Origin of the sequence: Caulobacter sp. Root487D2Y (assembly GCF_001427165.1) — a bacterium.
GTDB lineage: Bacteria > Pseudomonadota > Alphaproteobacteria > Caulobacterales > Caulobacteraceae > Caulobacter.
In genome coordinates this window covers 463530-479583 of sequence record NZ_LMFD01000010.1, presented here as the reverse complement: position 1 = coordinate 479583, position 16054 = coordinate 463530, and the positions used below count along the sequence as shown (strand labels likewise).

Genomic DNA, 16054 nt, shown 5'->3' with positions numbered 1-16054 from the left:
CGCGTGCGTAGGGACCTCGTCAAACCTCACGTCTCCAGGGCCGGCCGGGCATGGAACACTAAAACGGCGTGGCGTGAGGGCTGACCTAGCAGCAGGCGGGCTGTGAAAGGCTCGCGGTCCGGGACCGGGTKTCGTTGACCTGGCCCGYCCGTCGGAGGCTTCAAGGCGGCGAGGCCCTAACAAAGGCTCAGCGTCGCGGGCTTCCGGATAACGACCGCGCGGAGCGATCGGGCTTCGTCGAAACGGTNTCGCGGTCCGGGACCGGGTGTCGTTGACCTGGCCCGCCCGTCGGAGGCTTCAAGGCGGCGAGGCCCTAACAGGGCTCAGCGTCGCGGGCTTCCGGATAACGGTGGCGCGGAGCGTCTGGCTTCGTCGAAACGGTATCTATTCAAAGTTCTCCGGACGTCGTCCGGCGCTCCGCGTCCCTTTCCATCACCTCAGCGGTTCCCGCGTGAGCCTGCAACGCCGTGCCCGCGAACACTTGCCCCCACCTGACCGCTTCGCGGTCTGTCCGCCCCCACAGGGGGCGGAGGACGCGCGCACTGCGCCGGCGCCGGCCGGCGGCGGAGCCTCTTCCCCCTCTGGGGGAAGACGACCGCGAAGCGGTCCGTAGGGGGCAAGTGATCGCCGCAACCAAGGTTCTCCCCCGATTGCCGCCCGCCGCCATCCCCGCCAAAGTCTCCCCGCCGGGCCCCGACCCGCCGCGCCACGCGAGAACCCGCATGGATTTCATGAAACTCCTGCGCAGCTTCGAGGAGTTCCTGTTCGAGGCGACGTCGTGGCTGGTCTTCTATCCGCTGACCCTGTGGCGGGTGCTGGTCCGGCCGCTGGAGACCATGGGCTATTCCGACGCCGAGCAAGGCGACGACGAGGCCGGGCGCTACGACGACAGCCTGACGCCGCCGCTGTTCCTGCTGATCACCGTCGTGCTGATGAACCTGATCGCCCTGGCCGCGCACCTGCCCCAGCCGCAAGGCGGCGGGACGCTGCAGCACGCGATCTTCGCCTCGCCGCAGAACGCGGCCCTGTTCCGCGCCCTGATCTTCAGCCTGATCCCACTGGTCGCCGCCGTCGCCCTGCTGCGCCGCCAGGGGATCCGGCTGTCGCGCGAGAGCCTGCGCCCGCCGTTCTACGCCCAGTGCTACCTAGCCGGGCCGTGCGCGGTGATCGTGATCGGCGGCGGGATCATCTTCCAGCGCCACGACATCCCCAATGTCTACGGCCTGCTGCTGATGCTGGCCGGGATCGCCTGGTTCCTGACCGCCCAGACCCGCTGGTTCGCCGGCCGCCTGGCGATCGGCCCCTTGCGGGCGGCGGGGATCGCGGTCTGGGCGCTGGTCCAGGCCCTGGTCTTCTTCGTCGCGCTGATGATCCCCGTGGCCCTGTTCTGAGGTTCAAGGTCCTCCCCCCGTGGGGGAGGTGTCGCCCGAAGGGCGACGGAGGGGGGAGTGATCGGATGGCGGCCACTACCCGGATCGACGATCCTGACACTCCCCCCACCGATCGCTGCGCGATCACCTCCCCCCCGTGGGGGAGGGTCTGGAGGGGAGGGGACTTACGAAACCAACTTCCCAAATCGAGTGACGCCGCCCGTCGCCTCCGGCTAGGGTCCGGGTCGAAGTCGGAGGAGAATCCCATGCGTCTTGGACTGGTGCTGGCCGCGATCGCGGCGCTGTCGGCGTCTGCGGCCTTCGCCCAGGACAAAACCCCCTACGAGGCCGTCGACCCGTTCATCGGCACGGGCGGCGACGGCCACACCTTCCCCGGCGCGGTCGCCCCGTTCGGCATGGTGCAGCTGAGCCCCGACACCGACATCCTGCCGTTCAAGCAGAGCTACGCCCGCGCCGCCGGCTACCGCTACAGCGACCCGACGATCCTGGGCTTCTCGCACACCCACTTCTCGGGCTCGGGCCACTCCGACCTGGGCGACATCCTGCTGGCCCCGGTCAGCGGCGAGGCGAAACTGGAGCCGGGCGAGGCCGACAAGCCGGGTTCGGGCTACCGCTCGCGCTTTTCGCACGATGGCGAGGCGGCCCAGCCGGGCTACTACGCCGTGACCCTGACCGACAGCCAGGTGCGGGCCGAGCTGACGGCCGGCCTGCGCACCGGCCTCCACCGCTACAGCTACGCCAAGGGCGCGCGGGCCCAGGTGCTGCTCGATCTGCGCACCTCGATCTACAACTATCCGGGCAAGGTTTCGTGGTCGCGGATCCGCGTCGCCGAGGACGGCACGGTGACGGGGATGCGCGAGACCCGCGGCTGGGCGCCGGGCCGCCAGCTCTATTTCGCCATCCGCTTCGACAAGCCTCTGGTCGGCAAGGCGCTGTACAACAAGGAAGACAGCGTCCCCTACAAGGGCTTCGCCCAGCCGGGCCGCACGCCCTTCGACCGCGCCCAGATGGAGGGCCGGGCCCTGGTCGGGGTCTTCGACTTCGGGACGATCGACGGGCCGCTGGTGGCCAAGGTCGCCCTCTCGTCGGTCAGCGAGGACAACGCGGTCCTCAACCTCGACAGCGACGAGAAGGGCTTCGACTTCGACGGCCTGCGGGCCCGGACGCGCGCCGACTGGGAAAAGGCCCTGGGCGCGGTCGAGATCGCCGCGCCGTCCGAGATGCGCACCAGCGTCTACACCGCGCTCTACCACACCCTGCTGGCCCCCAGCGTGTTCAGCGACGTCGACGGCCGCTATCGCGGGCCGGACAACGCGGTGCATACGGCTCAAACTTCAGGGGGGAAGGGCTTCACCTTCCACTCGACCTTCTCGCTGTGGGACACCTTCCGCGCCGAGCATCCGCTGCTGACCCTGGTCCAGCCGGAAAAGCGCACCAGCGACGTGGTCAATTCGCTGATCGCCTCGCAGCAGGAGAGCCCGTACGGGATCCTGCCGGTCTGGCAGTTCCACGGCCAGGAGACCTGGACGATGATCGGCTACCACGCCGTGCCGGTGATCGCCGACGCCTACCTGAAGGGCATCCGGGGCTTCGACGAGACCGCGGCCCTGGACGCCATGGTCAAGAGCGCCGCCTACGCCCCCTACGGCGGCCTCGGCGACTACATGACGCTGGGCTACGTGCCGATCGACAAGGAGCCGGAGGCCGCCTCCAAGACCGTCGAATACGCCTATGACGACTGGACCATCGCCCGCATGGCCAAGGCCATGGGCAGGGCCGACATCGCCGCGACCTTCGAGAAGCGGGCCGGCAACTGGCGCAACAGCTTCGACGTCAAGACCGGCTTCCTGCGGGCCCGCAAGAGCGACGGGACGTTCCGCACGCCGTTCGACCCGACGGCGATCAACTACGGCAGCGACTACACCGAGGGCAACGCCTGGCAATATTCGTGGTTCGCGCCGCAGGACCTGGGCGGGCTGGTCGGGCTGATGGGCGGCGACGCGGCGACGGTGAAGAAGCTGGACGCCATGTTCGACTTCGACAACTCCAAGCTCGACTACTCCCACGCCGAGGACATCGCCGGTCTGATCGGCCAGTACATCCACGGCAACGAGCCCAGCCACCACGTGGCCTACATGTACGACTACGCCGGCGCCCCGTGGCGCACCCAGGCCCGGCTGACCCAGATCATCAAGAGCCAGTACAAAGCCACGCCCGACGGCCTGTCGGGCAATGACGACCTGGGCCAGATGTCGGCCTGGCTGGTGTTCACGTCGCTGGGTTTCTATCCCGTCGCGCCGGGCTCGAACGAGTATGTGATCGGCCGGCCGTTCGTGGAGCGGGCGGTGCTGAACCTGGAGGGCGGCAAGCGGTTCACGGTGCGGACGGTGGGGCTGTCGGACGACAAGCCTTACCTCGGCGCGGTGAGCCTGAACGGCAAGCCGCTGACGCGGAGCTTCCTCCGCGACGCCGAGATCCGGACCGGCGGCGAGCTGGTCTTCACGATGAGCGCCACGCCGAACAAGACCTGGGCGTCGGCGGCGAAGGACCGGCCGATGTCGATGACCGCCTATGGGAAGTAGGCGCCCTTCCTCCGTGGGGACAAGGGAAGGGCGCCCGCCCTCAGCGCGCCGGCGTGACCGCCTGGACGCTGAAGTCGCCGATGGTGATCGCCGGGCCCTTGGGCGCGTTGGCGCCGTCGACGCGGACGAAGGACACCACCAGTTGGCTGAGCTGGCCCGCCGAGAGGCCGCGAAGGACGTCGGTGGCGGGCAGGACCAGCTTGGCCTTGCCGCCGTGATCGCCGTGATCCGCCTGGTCCCCGCCGTCGGCGTGATGCAGGGCTCCGGCGATTTCGAAGGCCCCGACCGTGCCGATCAGGTGGCGTTCCTCGGGCGCGCCACCCGCCGCCGGCAGGTTGACATAGACCTTGTAGAAATAGCCGCCGTCCTTGCCGACCTCGGTCAGGGCGACCTCGTCGAGCACCACGTTCAGCTCGGTGGGGGCGAGCGCGCGGGGTGGGGCGGCGGCCAGGGCCCCGGCCTTCAGCTTGCCTTGCGGGCCCAGGGGCACGCTGACGCTGAACGACTTATCGTCCAGGGTCAGGGCGCCCTGGCTGTCGCCCAGCGAGATCACCCCGTCGATCGCCTTCTCGCCGTTCATCGGCACGGCGCGCAGCAGCGGCCGGGCCGGGGTCTTGAGGGCGGGCGGCCGGGGCAGGCGCTGGTTGTCATAGACGTAGCCGAGGGTCGTGGTGGTGTCCCGCGTCTGGATCTTGGCCATGCCGGGGGTGGCCCCGTAGTTGAAGGACCCGTTCCAGTAGGGATCGTTGGTCGCCGGCATGGTCCGCCCGCCGCCGGCGGTGATCCAGGCGGCCCACAGCCGGTCGATATTGCCGTGGTGGACCCAGAAGATCGGATCTTGCGGCGACTGCAGGGTGGGCATGAAGCCGCCGATGATGTTGTGCACCGGATTGTGCGGCACGCTCTCGATCTGCGGCTCCATCGGCGAGGGCCAGTTGCGCGGGAAGTTGACGTATTGCGGCTGGGTGAAGCCGTAGCCCAGGGCGGCGGCCACGTTGGTGTTCTTGCGCTGGGTCCACAGCGGGTTGCTGGCGTCCCCCGGCGTGGTGAATTCCTTGGGCAGGTTGGCGTTGGCGAAGTAGTCCCAATAGGGAAGGTTGAAGGCCTGGTCGCCCGAGATCGCCCGGATCTGCTGCTCGAACCGGTAGATGTAGCCGCGATGCCAGGTCAGGAAATAGGGCTGGCCGTGCGGGCAGAAGTTCTGGTGGATGTTGGCCCAGTAGAACCAGCTGTTGGGATCGTTGGGGTTGGTGTTGGCCCGCATCGTCTTCACGGCGGCGACGAACTTGGCGTAGGACGGCGTCGTCACGAACTGCGCCCAGGAGACCCGCGTGCGAACCGACTGGGCCCGCGCCTGATCGGCGCCCAGACCCGCGGCCAAGCCCGTGGAAACTCCGGCCGCGGCGAGACCCGCGCCCAGCATCTTGCGTCTGTCGAGCATGTCGCCCTCCCCTTGTGTCGGGAGACGATAGCGTCCTTTGGTTGTGTTTTGAAGAGTGCTCGCCGAAAAGTTTGATCAGCGGGCGATTTTCCAGCGGGAGAGGCTGGCCGGACGCCTAGAATCCCAAGCACGCCGGCTGGGTGATCACCAGCACGGCCTCTTGCGAGAACCGCTGGCGGTAGGCGGCGCGCACGGCGTCCAGCCGGTCCTCGCCGCCGGCGCGGCCGGGCAGGGCCAGGATCACCACCTTCGACGGCTCGCGGAGGATCGGGCCGGCGTTGGAGCGCCACTGGCCGGCGGCGTCGAGCACGGTCAGGCCGTCGGGAAAGCGCGGGGTCAGCTCCTCGTCGACGAAACGGGCGAAGTCGGCCTCGGAAACGCCGACCTGGTCGCCGATCTTGCGGCCGAAAAACAGCTCCACGGCGCGGCCGGGGTTCTGGCCCGCCGGACAACTCGCCGGCGCCAGGCTGGCGCAGCCGGAGAGCAGCGTCGCGCCGGCCAGAAGAGGCAGCAGCGCGTTTCGCATCCTAGCCGCCCACCGCCAGGTCGTCGGCGTGGATCATCGGGCCCTCGGTGAAGCCCAGCTCGGCCTCGATGGCGTCCGAGCGCAGGCCGGCGATGCGGTGGGCGTCGGCGCTGTCGTAGCGGACCAGGCCCCGGGCGACCTCGCGGCCGGTCTCGTCGCGGACGCGGACGGCGTCGCCCTTGTCGAACGGACCCTCCACGGCGCGCACCCCGGCGCAGAGCAGGCTCTTGCCGTTGACCAGGGCGGCGGCGGCCCCGGCGTCGACGGTCAGCCAGCCTTGCGGGGCCAGCGAGCCGGCGATCCAGGCCTTGTAGGCGGCGGCCGGCGAGGCGCCGGCCTCGATCACGGTGGCCAGGGCCCCGTCCTCGATGGCCCGCAACGGGGCGGGGCGCGAGCCCAGGGTGATCAGGGTGGCGCAACCGGCGGCTCGGGCGATGCGGGCGGCGGCGATCTTGGTGGCCATGCCGCCGGTGCCGACCCCGGCCGAGGCGTTGGCCCCCTCGGCCATGGCGGCGATCTCCGGCGTGATCTCGCTGACCCGCTCGATATGGGTCGCCGACGGATCGCGGCGCGGATCGGCGGTGTAGAGGCCGTCGATGTCCGACAGCAGCACCAGCAGGTCGGCGCCGACCATCTGGGCCACGCGGGCGGCCAGGCGGTCGTTGTCGCCGTAGCGGATCTCCTCGGTCACCACCGTGTCGTTCTCGTTGACCACGGGCACGACGTTCAGGGCGATCAGGGTCTCGGCGGTGGCGCGGGCGTTCAGCCAGCGGCGGCGCACCTCGGTGTCGTCCCGGGTCAGCAGGATCTGGGCGGCGCCGACGCCGTGCGGCTCCAGCGCCTCTTCCCAGGCCCGCATCAGCACCGATTGGCCGGCGGCGGCGGCGGCCTGCTTCTCGGGCAGGGTGAGCGACTTGCGTCCGGTCAGGCCGAGACGCCGGCGACCCAGGGCCACGGCCCCGGACGACACCACGATCACCTGCTGTCCCCGGGCCCGCAGGCGAGCGAGGTCGGCGCAGAAGGCGTCCAGCCAGGCCCGGTCGGCCGCGCCGGTGGCGGCGTCGACCAGCAGGGCCGAGCCGACCTTGAAGACGATGCGTTTGGCGCGTGTAAGCGCTCCCCCCGAAGCGCTCATTACGGGTTCCAGCCCCCGGGGGTCTCCTCGACGTGGTCCTCGTCGTCCTCGATCTCCTCGATCGCGTCGCCCCGGCGGATGCGCACCTGGCTGTAGGCGGCGCGCAGCAGCTCGGTGACGCCTTCGCCGGAAACGCCGGAGACCAGCATCGGCTTGATCCCCGCCACGGCCTCGAGCTCGGCGGCCTTGGCCGCGCGGGTCTCGTCGTCCAGGGCGTCGACCTTGTTCAAGGCCAGGATCTCGGATTTGTCGGCCAGCTCGTCGCCATAGGCTTCCAGCTCGCCGCGGATCGTGGTCCAGGCGCCGGCGATGTCCTCCTGCGTGGCGTCCACCAGGTGGATCAGCACGGCCGAGCGCTCGACGTGGCCCAGGAAGCGGGTGCCCAGGCCCGCGCCCTCGCTGGCGCCTTCGATCAGGCCGGGAATGTCGGCCAGCACGAACCGCTCGCTGGTCGACAGGTCGACCACGCCGAGATTGGGCGTCAGGGTGGTGAACGGATAGTCGGCGATCTTGGGCTTGGCGGCGCTGGCGGCGGCCAGGAAGGTCGACTTTCCGGCGTTGGGCAGGCCGACCAGGCCGACGTCGGCGATCAGCTTCAGCCGCAGCCAGACCCACAGCTCCTCGCCCTCCTGGCCCGGATTGGCGTACTTCGGAGCCTGGTTGACCGGACCCTTGAAGTGCAGGTTGCCCCAGCCCCCGTTGCCGCCCTTGGCCAGGCGCAGGGTCATGCCGACGGTGTCGAGGTCGGCGATCAGGGTCTCCTTGTCCTCCTCCAGCACCTGGGTGCCGACGGGAACCTTCAGGACCACGTCGTCGCCCGCCGCGCCATGGCGCGCCCGGCCCATGCCGTGGACGCCCGTCCCGGCCTTGAAGTGTTGCTGGTAGCGGTAGTCGATCAGGGTGTTGAGGCCCTCGACCGCCTCGATCCATACGTCGCCGCCTCGGCCGCCGTCCCCGCCGTCGGGGCCGCCGTATTCGATGTACTTCTCGCGTCGGAACGAGACCGCGCCGCCGCCGCCGTTGCCGGAGCGGACATAGATTTTGCACTGGTCCAAGAATTTCATGAGCGTCTTTTGTCGCAAGGCGGCTTTCGCGTCGAGCCGAAACCGGCCGGAAGCCAAGCGTTACAGGAGTCTGGAGGCCTGAATCCGGTGGTGAGGGCGTCGCTTTGCCGCGCTTAACCGCGTTTGGCGTCGTGACGAAATGTTAAAACAGATCATGTGACATTGGATCCCATGAGGAAACCGACAGGACCATTGCGCGGGGAGGGTTGGCGTTGACGACGATTTCTGACGCCGAATTTGCGCATGACCTCCAGGATCTGACGCTGCCGACCCTGTGTCGCAAGTACACCCACGAGGCGTCGCTCCATCGGAACATGCTGATGAGCCGGGGCACGGGCCTGGCCCCGGAGTGGCGCGACTTCCGCGCCTTCCTGACCGCCATCGGCCGCCGCCCGACCGAAGAACACAACTTCATCCTGCTCAACCGCAACGAACGCACCTACGGACCCGGAAAGGTCCGCTGGATGACGGCCGAGGAACAGGCCGCCCACGAGGAAGAGTTCGACCGTCAGCAGGCCGCCAAGAGCCGCGAAACCCACCAGCTGATGCACCAGGCCGCGGCGATGAAGCGCGCCCAGGCCCCGAACGCCCAGAACTTCGGTCAGTGGACGCCGATGGCCGGCCGCCAGGTCGCCTATACCGAAGTGGCCAAGCGCCTGGCGATCCCGATCAACGCCCTGAACAAGACCATGGCCGAGGGCCGCTCGGCCGACGAACTGATCAAGCGCTCGGGCTCGGCCCAGGAGCTGATCAATCCCAATCTGCAGTGGCTGCCGCCGGACCCGACCCGCAAGGCCAACTTCTTCGAGGCCTTCCGCATCTGGCACATGCAGGTGCAGCCGCAGTTCGCCCGCGCCGCCACCCCGACCTTCCTGTTCCTCTACATCGCCCTGCCGGTGATGAAGGAGTGCCGGGACGAGCTGATGGGCCTGAACCTGTGGAATCCGCTGGGCCAGCGGGCCATGAACGCCCGCGACAGCAATGTCTCGTGGAAGAAGTACTGCGAGTTCATGCCGCGCGCCCAGGTGGCGATGATGGAAATCCCGATCTACGCGACCTATTCGCTGCTCAGCGACCTGGACGCCCTGTGCGAACGGATCATCGTCGCCGAGAAGCGCTTCCGCGAAGGCCCGCAAAAGGTCGTCGCCACCCACCGCGCGGCCTGACGTCTTCCTTCCCTCCCCACAAGGGGGATGGAAGGGCGCCAGATCAAGCCAGCCACACCATCATCCGCGTCGGCACGGGTTCGCCCCGGGCGGTCGACGGCTTGTGCTCGACGACGCCCGTATAGAGGAAGCCGGCCTTGACCAGCACCTGGCCCGAGGCGGGGTTGTCGGCGAAGTGGCCGGCGACGACCAGCTTCTTGCGCCAGTCGGACTTGGCCCAGGCCAGGGCGCCCTGGGCGGCTTCCGTCGCCAGGCCGCGGCCCCAATAGGGCCGGCCGACCCAGTAGCCGATCTCCAGATGACCGTCGGGCGGGGTGAAGAAGCCCAGCACCCCGACCACGCCCTCGTCCTCCAGGTCGATCACGAAGGTGGAGTCCTTGCGCCTGTCCTGGACCTGGCAACGGGCGACGAAGCCGTCGGCGTCGCTCTGGCTGTAGGGCCAGGGCATGCGGGTGGTCATCTTGGCGATCGCGTAGTCGCCGCACAGCGCCGCGATCCGCGACGCGTCATCGACCCTGGGAGCCCGCAGCGTCAACCGCCGCGTCTCGATGATCGGACTCTTCTCGATCACGCACATCGCGCGCCTCCCGTTCTCGGTCCTTCTAGGTGGGGACCGTGACGCTCGGATTTCAGGCCTGGGGTTCTTTTGCGGCCGAGAAATTTCGAGCGGACAAAACAAAAGCGGGGAGCCCGGCGTTCCGGACTCCCCGCTTAGGTTCGTCTGTCCGGATCGTCTTTCTTGAGGAAAGCGCGACCCGGTTTCTACGAGGTTCGCGCTATTCGGCGGCCTGGGCCGGAGCGGCTACGTTCACGTAGGTACGGTTGTTGCGCTTGGTGACAAAAGCCACCGCGCCCTCAATGAGGGCGAACAGGGTGTGGTCCTTGCCCATGCCGACGTTCACGCCGGGATAGAACTTGGTGCCGCGCTGGCGGATGATGATGTTGCCGGCGGCGACCTTCTGGCCACCGAACTTCTTCACGCCAAGGCGGCGGCCGGCCGAGTCGCGGCCGTTGCTGGACGAGCCGCCAGATTTCTTGTGAGCCATAGTGGCCTCCTAGTTCCTAGACCCGGTTTCTCTTAAGAGACCTGGATCGAGCTAATCGTTCGTTGAGCCCCGCGAGGGTCTCAGGCTTCGGCTTCCGGAGCAGCTTCGGTCGCGGCCTTTTTCGGCGCGGCCTTCTTCTTCGGAGCGGCGGCGGTTTCGGCCTTCACCGGCATGCTCGGGATCGTCGCCGGGACGGCGGCGTCACCCAGGCCGCGGGCGCGGGCGTTCAGGATCACCTTCGGGGTCAGGTCGATGACGCCTTCCCACTTGGTTTCCTTACCCCCGCCGGCCACCGAGGTCACGCGCACGACCGACTCGGTCTGGCGGTGGCCGCGGGTGCGGCGATAGCCCTGACGGCGGATCTTCTTGAAGATCTTGACCTTCTCGCCCTTGCGGGTTTCGAGCAGGGCGCCGGTCACGACCGCGCCTTCAATCAGGGGCGCGCCGATCGTCACGGCCTCGCCTTCGCCAAGCATGAGGACTTCGCCGAAAGCGACTTCCGAGCCCGGTTCACCGTCGAGCTTTTCGACAACCAGCAGGTCGCCGGCTTGGACCCGGTACTGCTTGCCGCCGGTTTTGATCACCGCGTACATAGGTTAGCGCCTTAAGAAACGTGCGTTCGCAAAATAGGGAACGCCCGCGAGGAAACCCAGCGGGCGAGGGGGCGGACTTATACAGGCCAAGCCCTGTGAGTCAACGGCCGGATGCGGCTTTCCGGCAACCTTTGCGAGTCATATCGGGGCTGGCGTGTTACACTATAACAGTCTAAGGGTCGGGCGTGAACACGACCTTCTTCGCCTCCGTCGCCGCCACGGGTTTCGCCGTGGCCTTCCTGCACGCGGCCCTGCCCACGCATTGGCTGCCGTTCGTGCTGGTGGGCCGCGCCCAGAAGTGGACGACCGTGCGCACCCTGGGCGTCACCCTGCTGGCGGGCCTGGGCCATGTGGGCCTGACGATCCTGCTGGGCCTGGCGGTGGTGGCCGCGGGCCTGGTGGCCCAGCCGCATGTGGGCGGTTCCTTCCATTGGATCGTCGGCGGGCTGATGGCGGCGATCGGCGTCTTCTATCTGGTGCGCGGCCGCCACCGGCACGCGACGATGGACGGGACCCGCAAGTTCACCTCGGACAAGGCGGCGATCACCGCCCTGGTGGTGCTGCTGACCCTGTCGCCGTGCGAGGCGTTCCTTCCCTATTATCTGGCGGGCATGGAGCACGGGGTGATCGGCTTCGTCACCTTGAGCGCCGTGCTGCTGACCGCGACCTCGGCGGGCATGTTGATCTTCACCGGCCTGAGCCTGGCCGGGTTCAGCCGCCTGGGTCTGGACCGGCTGGAGCAGTACGAGGAACTGATCCTCGGCGCGGCCCTGATCTTCATCGGCGCGGCGGTGGCTTTCCTGAAGACCTGAGAGCGCTCTTTTAGGGGGTGCTTTCACAGAGGGCCCATCAGCCCTAAATAGCGCCCATGACCAACACCGCTCCCGCCTCATCGCCTGCCGCAAATGGCAAGATCCCCGTCACCGTGCTGACCGGCTATCTCGGCGCCGGCAAGACCACCCTGCTCAACCGCATCCTCACCGAGGAGCACGGCAAGAAATACGCCGTGATCGTCAACGAGTTCGGCGAGGTGGGCATCGACAACGACCTGGTGGTCGGGGCCGACGAGGAAGTGTTCGAGATGAACAACGGCTGCGTCTGCTGCACGGTGCGCGGCGACCTGATCCGGGTTCTGCAGGGCCTGATGAAGCGCAAGGGCGGCTTCGACGCCATCGTGGTCGAGACCACGGGCCTGGCCGATCCGGGCCCGGTGGCCCAGACCTTCTTCGTCGACGACGACGTCAAGGCCCGCACCTATCTGGACTCGGTGACCGCCGTGGTCGACGCCAAGCACATCCTCCTGCGCCTGGGCGACAGCAAGGAAGCGGTCGAGCAGATCGCCTTCGCCGACCAGATCGTGCTGAACAAGACCGACCTGGTCTCGGAGGACGACCTGCGCCACGTCGAGGCCCGCATCCGGCGGATCAACCCGCTGGCCCCGATCCACCGCGCCCAGCGCTCGAACGTCCCGCTCGAGGCGATCATCGGCAAGCACAGCTTCGACCTGGAGCGGATCACCGAGCTGGAGCCGGCGTTCCTGAACCCGGCCCACGGCGAGGCCGGCCACGTGCACGACGAACACTGCGGCCACGACCATCATCACCATGGCCACGACCACGACCATGGCCACGTGCATGACGAACACTGCGGTCACGATCATCATCACGACGCCAAGAGCGCCATCCACGACGACGGCGTGAAGGGGATCTCCCTGACCCTGGACAGGCCGGTCGACGGCCAGAAGATCACCGTCTGGCTCAACGACCTGCTGGCCCGTCGCGGCCCGGACATCCTGCGCGCCAAGGGCATCATCGACGTCAAGGGCGAGGAGCGCCGCCTGGTCTTCCAGGCCGTGCACATGATCCTGGAGGGCGACTTCCAGCGCCCGTGGACCGACAAGGACAACCGCTACAGCCGCATGGTGTTCATCGGCCGCGATCTGGACGAGGCCGAGCTGAAGGCCGGCTTCGAGGCGACGGCGGCTTAGGGGCGCAGGCCCTCCCCCCGTGGGAGAGGGCCTAAAAGGCCCCTAGTGAAGATCCTCGTTGATGATCCCGATCTGGGTCCAGCCTTCGGTGTGAACCCGGTCGATCACGCCCATCAGCGCCTCGTAGGGCACGTCGGCCTGGGCGCTGACCATCAGCCGCTGGTCCTTGCGAGGGCCCTTCTGGCCGTTGGCGGCGAACTTGGCGTTCAGGTCCTGGGCCAGGGTCTTCAGGCTGGTGGGCTGGCCCGCCAGGAACAGAGCGCCCGAGTTCTGGATCGAGATGAACACCGGCTCCTTCGGCGCGACCTTGTCCGAAGCCGGCGGCATGTCGAGCTTGATCGAGGTGGTGGCGATCGGCACGGCGACCATGAAGATGATCAGCAGCACCAGCAGGATGTCGACGAACGGGGTGACGTTGATGTCCGCGTTCTGCTGGATCGCATAGCGCCCGCCGCTGTTGCCCGCGAGTTTAGCCCCCATCGCCTGTCTCCTCTTCGAACCCTTGGGGTTGATTGAAGTTACAGGCGTAGTTTGCGAGCTTTCTTACATTTGTAAAGCGCCAAGTCGCGGGCGCGAAAAAGGGGCCGGACGCTAGCGTCCGGCCCCTGATTTTCCGGCGATCGCCGAAGACCCTTAGTGGATGTCTTCGTTGATCAGGCCGACCTTGTACCAGCCGGCGGTCTGCAGGGCGTTCAGCACGCCCATGAAGTCGGCATAGGTCACGTCGGCGTCGGCGCGGACCATGATGCGCTGGTCGTCCTTCGGGCCGGCCTGGTCGTTGGCCACGAACTTGGCCTCCAGGTCGAACTGCAGGTTGTCCAGGCTGGTCTGCTTGTCAGCGACGTACAGCGCGCCCGATTCCTGGATCGAGATGAACACCGGCTCCTTCGGCTTCGGCGCGTTCGGCGGCGGCGGGACCGCCGGCGGCAGGTCCACCTTGATCGCCACGGTCGCCATCGGCACGGCGACCATGAAGATGATCAGCAGCACGAGCAGAATGTCGACGAAGGGCGTGACGTTGATGTCGGCATTCTGGCCCAGCGAGTATTTGCTGCCGCCACCGCCGGAGAGTTTAGCCGCCATTGCCTGACTGTCTCCTAAGGGCCGCGTCCGTCGCGGTCCCGAAAATGTTAGATCGCCACGTCTGGCTCAGACGGGCGCGGAAGTAAAGCCCGACGACGCGGCGCGATGGCAACCCCTTTTGTGAGTCTTTTTAGCGGAACGGCGTTCGGATGACGGGTTCTTCCATCTCGGCTCGCGCCCCGCGAGAACTGACGCGCGACTAGGCGCCCGCATCGGGGCGCGGTATGGCGCGCGGATGATCTATTCCTTCGACGCCTATGTCACCGCCGCCCTGTTCGACCGCGCCGGCCGCGCCGCTTTCGCGCTGGGCGACGGCACGGTCCGATTCGAGGCCGCCATCGGCGCAGAGCCCGGTTTCGTCACCGTCGAGGCCCACCAAGGCGCCGTCCTGGCCGCCGCCGTCCACCCGTCGGGCCGCGGGATCGTCACCGGCGGCGACGACGGCCGCGTGGTCTGGAGCCGGCTCGAGGGCGACGAGGTCGCCGCCACCCTGATCGCCGAGGTCAAGGGCCGCTGGATCGAGCACGTGGCCGCCAGCGCCGCCTCCGGCCTGATCGCCTTCACCGCCGGCAAGGAGGCCCATGTCCGCGACGCGGCCGATCCCAAGTTCCTGCGCGTCTTCGCCCACGACAAGACCGTCTCGGGCTTGGCCTTCGACCCGAAAGGCCGCCGTCTGGCCGCGGCCGGCTACGGCGGCGTCAGCCTGTGGTGGGCCAAGATCGAAGGGCAGAAGCCGCAGGTCATGAAGTGGGCCGGCAGCCACATCGCCGTGATGTTCAGCCCCGACGGCAAGTTCCTGGTCTCGTCGATGCAGGAGAACCAACTGCACGGCTGGCGCCTGGCCGACGGCAAGGACATGCGGATGGGCGGCTACCCCTCCAAGATCAAAAGCTTCGGCTTCTTCGACAAGGGCAATCTGATGGTCACGGCCGGCGCCAACGGCGCGGTGGTCTGGCCGTTCGCCGGGGCCAACGGTCCGATGGGCAAGGAAGCCGCCGAGATCGGCTTCTCCCGCGACTCGATGGTGGTGCGGGTGGCCGGCGTCGAGGCCCTGCCGGTCGCCATCGCCGGCCAGGACAACGGCAAGATCTGGGGCGCCCACATGCGGTCCGGCCGCATCGAGACCCTGAAGGCCGAAAAAGGCGCGGCGATCAGTGCGCTGGCGGTCTCGCCGGATGGCGCGCGTCTGGCCTGGGGCGACGAGGACGGCGAGGCGGGGATCATCGCGATCCCGGCGATGGACACGCGGTTCTAGGCTTCACGCTCCAGAAGGCGGGGTGACGTTAGAGGGCGCTCAGCACCTTCACCACCGCCGCCACCGTCTCTTCGTCCGTATCGCGCAGCCCGTCCTGCACGAAGCCCAGCTTGTAGGCCCGGTCCTCGTGGCCCCGGCCCAGGCCGTAGGCCATCGGCCCGCTGCACGAGCCGTGCACCTCGCGAACCCCGGTCCGCGCCACCAGTTCGGCCACGTTCGACGGATTGACCCCGCCGCCGGCCAAGATGGCGATGCGCCCGTCGGCTTTCTCGACCAGCGTCGCGATCGTCTCGGCCCCGGCCAGGGCGTTCAGGGCGCAGCCGGACGTCAGGATCCGTTCGAAGCCCAAATCGATGGCGGTTTCCAGCGCCGCGAACGGATCGGGCGTCAGATCGAAGGCCCGGTGCAGGGTGACGCCCAGGCCCTCGGCATGGGCCACCAGCATCGACAGGACGTCTACGTCCAGTTCCCCTGTAGGAAGATTGGCGCCGATCACCACCCCGGCAAGGCCCGCTTCGCGCGTGGCGTCGATGTCGCGGAAGATCGCGTCCAGGTCGCCGGCGCCATAGACGAAGTCGCCGTTGCGCGGCCGGATCATCGGATAGATCGGGATCGCCGCCTCGGCGGCGAGGGTCATCAGCCCGGGCGCCGGGGTCAGGCCCTGCAGGGCCAGGGCCGAGCACAGCTCGATGCGATCCGCGCCACCGGCGATCGCCGCCGCCAGTCCGGCGGGCGTATCGACACAGACTTCCAGGATCACGCGGTCGGACATCTTTGCCTCTCCG

The 16054-nt window shown here is 68.2% G+C and carries 16 protein-coding genes and 1 pseudogene; 6 read left to right on the top strand and 11 right to left on the bottom strand.

Annotated features, from left to right (window positions below; translation table 11 throughout):
• Positions 1-334 precede the first annotated feature (334 nt).
• Positions 335-433, bottom strand: a pseudogene (locus tag ASD38_RS25000) (hypothetical protein); the annotation flags it as partial.
• 289 nt (positions 434-722) lie between these two features.
• On the opposite strand from ASD38_RS25000, the gene ASD38_RS12115 reads away from it, so the two are divergent.
• On the top strand, positions 723-1391 hold the full coding sequence (locus ASD38_RS12115; RefSeq protein WP_056460324.1) for a hypothetical protein: 669 nt from the start codon (positions 723-725) through the stop codon (positions 1389-1391).
• A gap of 245 nt (positions 1392-1636) precedes the next feature.
• A complete protein-coding gene (locus ASD38_RS12110; protein ID WP_056460323.1) occupies positions 1637-3973 on the top strand; it encodes a GH92 family glycosyl hydrolase in 2337 nt (778 codons plus the stop codon).
• A gap of 40 nt (positions 3974-4013) precedes the next feature.
• Here ASD38_RS12110 and ASD38_RS12105 read toward each other — a convergent pair whose 3' ends face one another.
• The 4 genes from ASD38_RS12105 to obgE form a co-directional block, all read right to left on the bottom strand.
• Positions 4014-5414, bottom strand: a complete 1401-nt coding sequence (locus ASD38_RS12105) for a tyrosinase family protein (RefSeq protein WP_056460321.1) — start codon at positions 5412-5414, stop codon at positions 4014-4016.
• A gap of 115 nt (positions 5415-5529) precedes the next feature.
• On the bottom strand, positions 5530-5940 hold the full coding sequence (locus ASD38_RS12100; RefSeq protein WP_056460319.1) for a DUF3574 domain-containing protein: 411 nt from the start codon (positions 5938-5940) through the stop codon (positions 5530-5532).
• Between the two features lies 1 nt (position 5941).
• Entirely contained in the window at positions 5942-7075 is a 1134-nt protein-coding gene (gene proB / locus ASD38_RS12095) for a glutamate 5-kinase (protein WP_056460317.1), read from the bottom strand.
• On the bottom strand, positions 7075-8139 hold the full coding sequence (obgE, locus tag ASD38_RS12090; RefSeq protein ID WP_056440190.1) for a GTPase ObgE: 1065 nt from the start codon (positions 8137-8139) through the stop codon (positions 7075-7077). The genes proB and obgE overlap by 1 nt, the downstream gene beginning before the upstream one ends.
• A gap of 212 nt (positions 8140-8351) precedes the next feature.
• On the opposite strand from obgE, the gene ASD38_RS12085 reads away from it, so the two are divergent.
• A complete protein-coding gene (locus ASD38_RS12085; protein WP_235523826.1) occupies positions 8352-9305 on the top strand; it encodes a hypothetical protein in 954 nt (317 codons plus the stop codon).
• Positions 9306-9348: 43 nt separating this feature from the next.
• Here ASD38_RS12085 and ASD38_RS12080 read toward each other — a convergent pair whose 3' ends face one another.
• The 3 genes from ASD38_RS12080 to rplU form a co-directional block, all read right to left on the bottom strand.
• A complete protein-coding gene (locus ASD38_RS12080; RefSeq protein ID WP_056440194.1) occupies positions 9349-9882 on the bottom strand; it encodes a GNAT family N-acetyltransferase in 534 nt (177 codons plus the stop codon).
• A 199-nt stretch (positions 9883-10081) separates the two neighbouring features.
• Positions 10082-10351 (bottom strand): 50S ribosomal protein L27, encoded by a 270-nt coding sequence (gene rpmA, locus ASD38_RS12075; RefSeq protein WP_056440196.1) that lies wholly within the window; start codon positions 10349-10351, stop codon positions 10082-10084.
• An 80-nt stretch (positions 10352-10431) separates the two neighbouring features.
• Positions 10432-10944: a 50S ribosomal protein L21 gene (gene rplU / locus ASD38_RS12070; RefSeq protein ID WP_056460316.1), complete on the bottom strand. Its 513-nt coding sequence runs from the start codon at positions 10942-10944 to the stop codon at positions 10432-10434.
• A 185-nt stretch (positions 10945-11129) separates the two neighbouring features.
• Between rplU and ASD38_RS12065 the strand changes: the two genes are divergently transcribed.
• Both ASD38_RS12065 and ASD38_RS12060 read left to right on the top strand, forming a co-directional pair.
• Positions 11130-11756 carry a hypothetical protein gene (locus tag ASD38_RS12065; protein ID WP_056440199.1) on the top strand — a complete coding sequence of 209 codons (627 nt, stop codon included), beginning with the start codon at positions 11130-11132 and terminating at the stop codon, positions 11754-11756.
• A gap of 56 nt (positions 11757-11812) precedes the next feature.
• Positions 11813-12931, top strand: a complete 1119-nt coding sequence (locus ASD38_RS12060) for a CobW family GTP-binding protein (protein ID WP_056440201.1) — start codon at positions 11813-11815, stop codon at positions 12929-12931.
• 42 nt (positions 12932-12973) lie between these two features.
• On the opposite strand, the gene ASD38_RS12055 is transcribed toward ASD38_RS12060, so the two are convergent.
• Entirely contained in the window at positions 12974-13411 is a 438-nt protein-coding gene (locus ASD38_RS12055) for a biopolymer transporter ExbD (protein WP_056440203.1), read from the bottom strand.
• Positions 13412-13564: 153 nt separating this feature from the next.
• On the bottom strand, positions 13565-14014 hold the full coding sequence (locus ASD38_RS12050; RefSeq protein ID WP_056440204.1) for a biopolymer transporter ExbD: 450 nt from the start codon (positions 14012-14014) through the stop codon (positions 13565-13567).
• Positions 14015-14249: 235 nt separating this feature from the next.
• On the opposite strand from ASD38_RS12050, the gene ASD38_RS12045 reads away from it, so the two are divergent.
• Complete coding sequence (locus ASD38_RS12045) at positions 14250-15269, top strand: WD40 repeat domain-containing protein (protein ID WP_056440206.1); 1020 nt, start codon at positions 14250-14252, stop codon at positions 15267-15269.
• A gap of 28 nt (positions 15270-15297) precedes the next feature.
• On the opposite strand, the gene ASD38_RS12040 is transcribed toward ASD38_RS12045, so the two are convergent.
• Entirely contained in the window at positions 15298-16041 is a 744-nt protein-coding gene (locus ASD38_RS12040; RefSeq protein ID WP_056460313.1) for a copper homeostasis protein CutC, read from the bottom strand.
• Between the last annotated feature and the right edge of the window lie 13 nt (positions 16042-16054).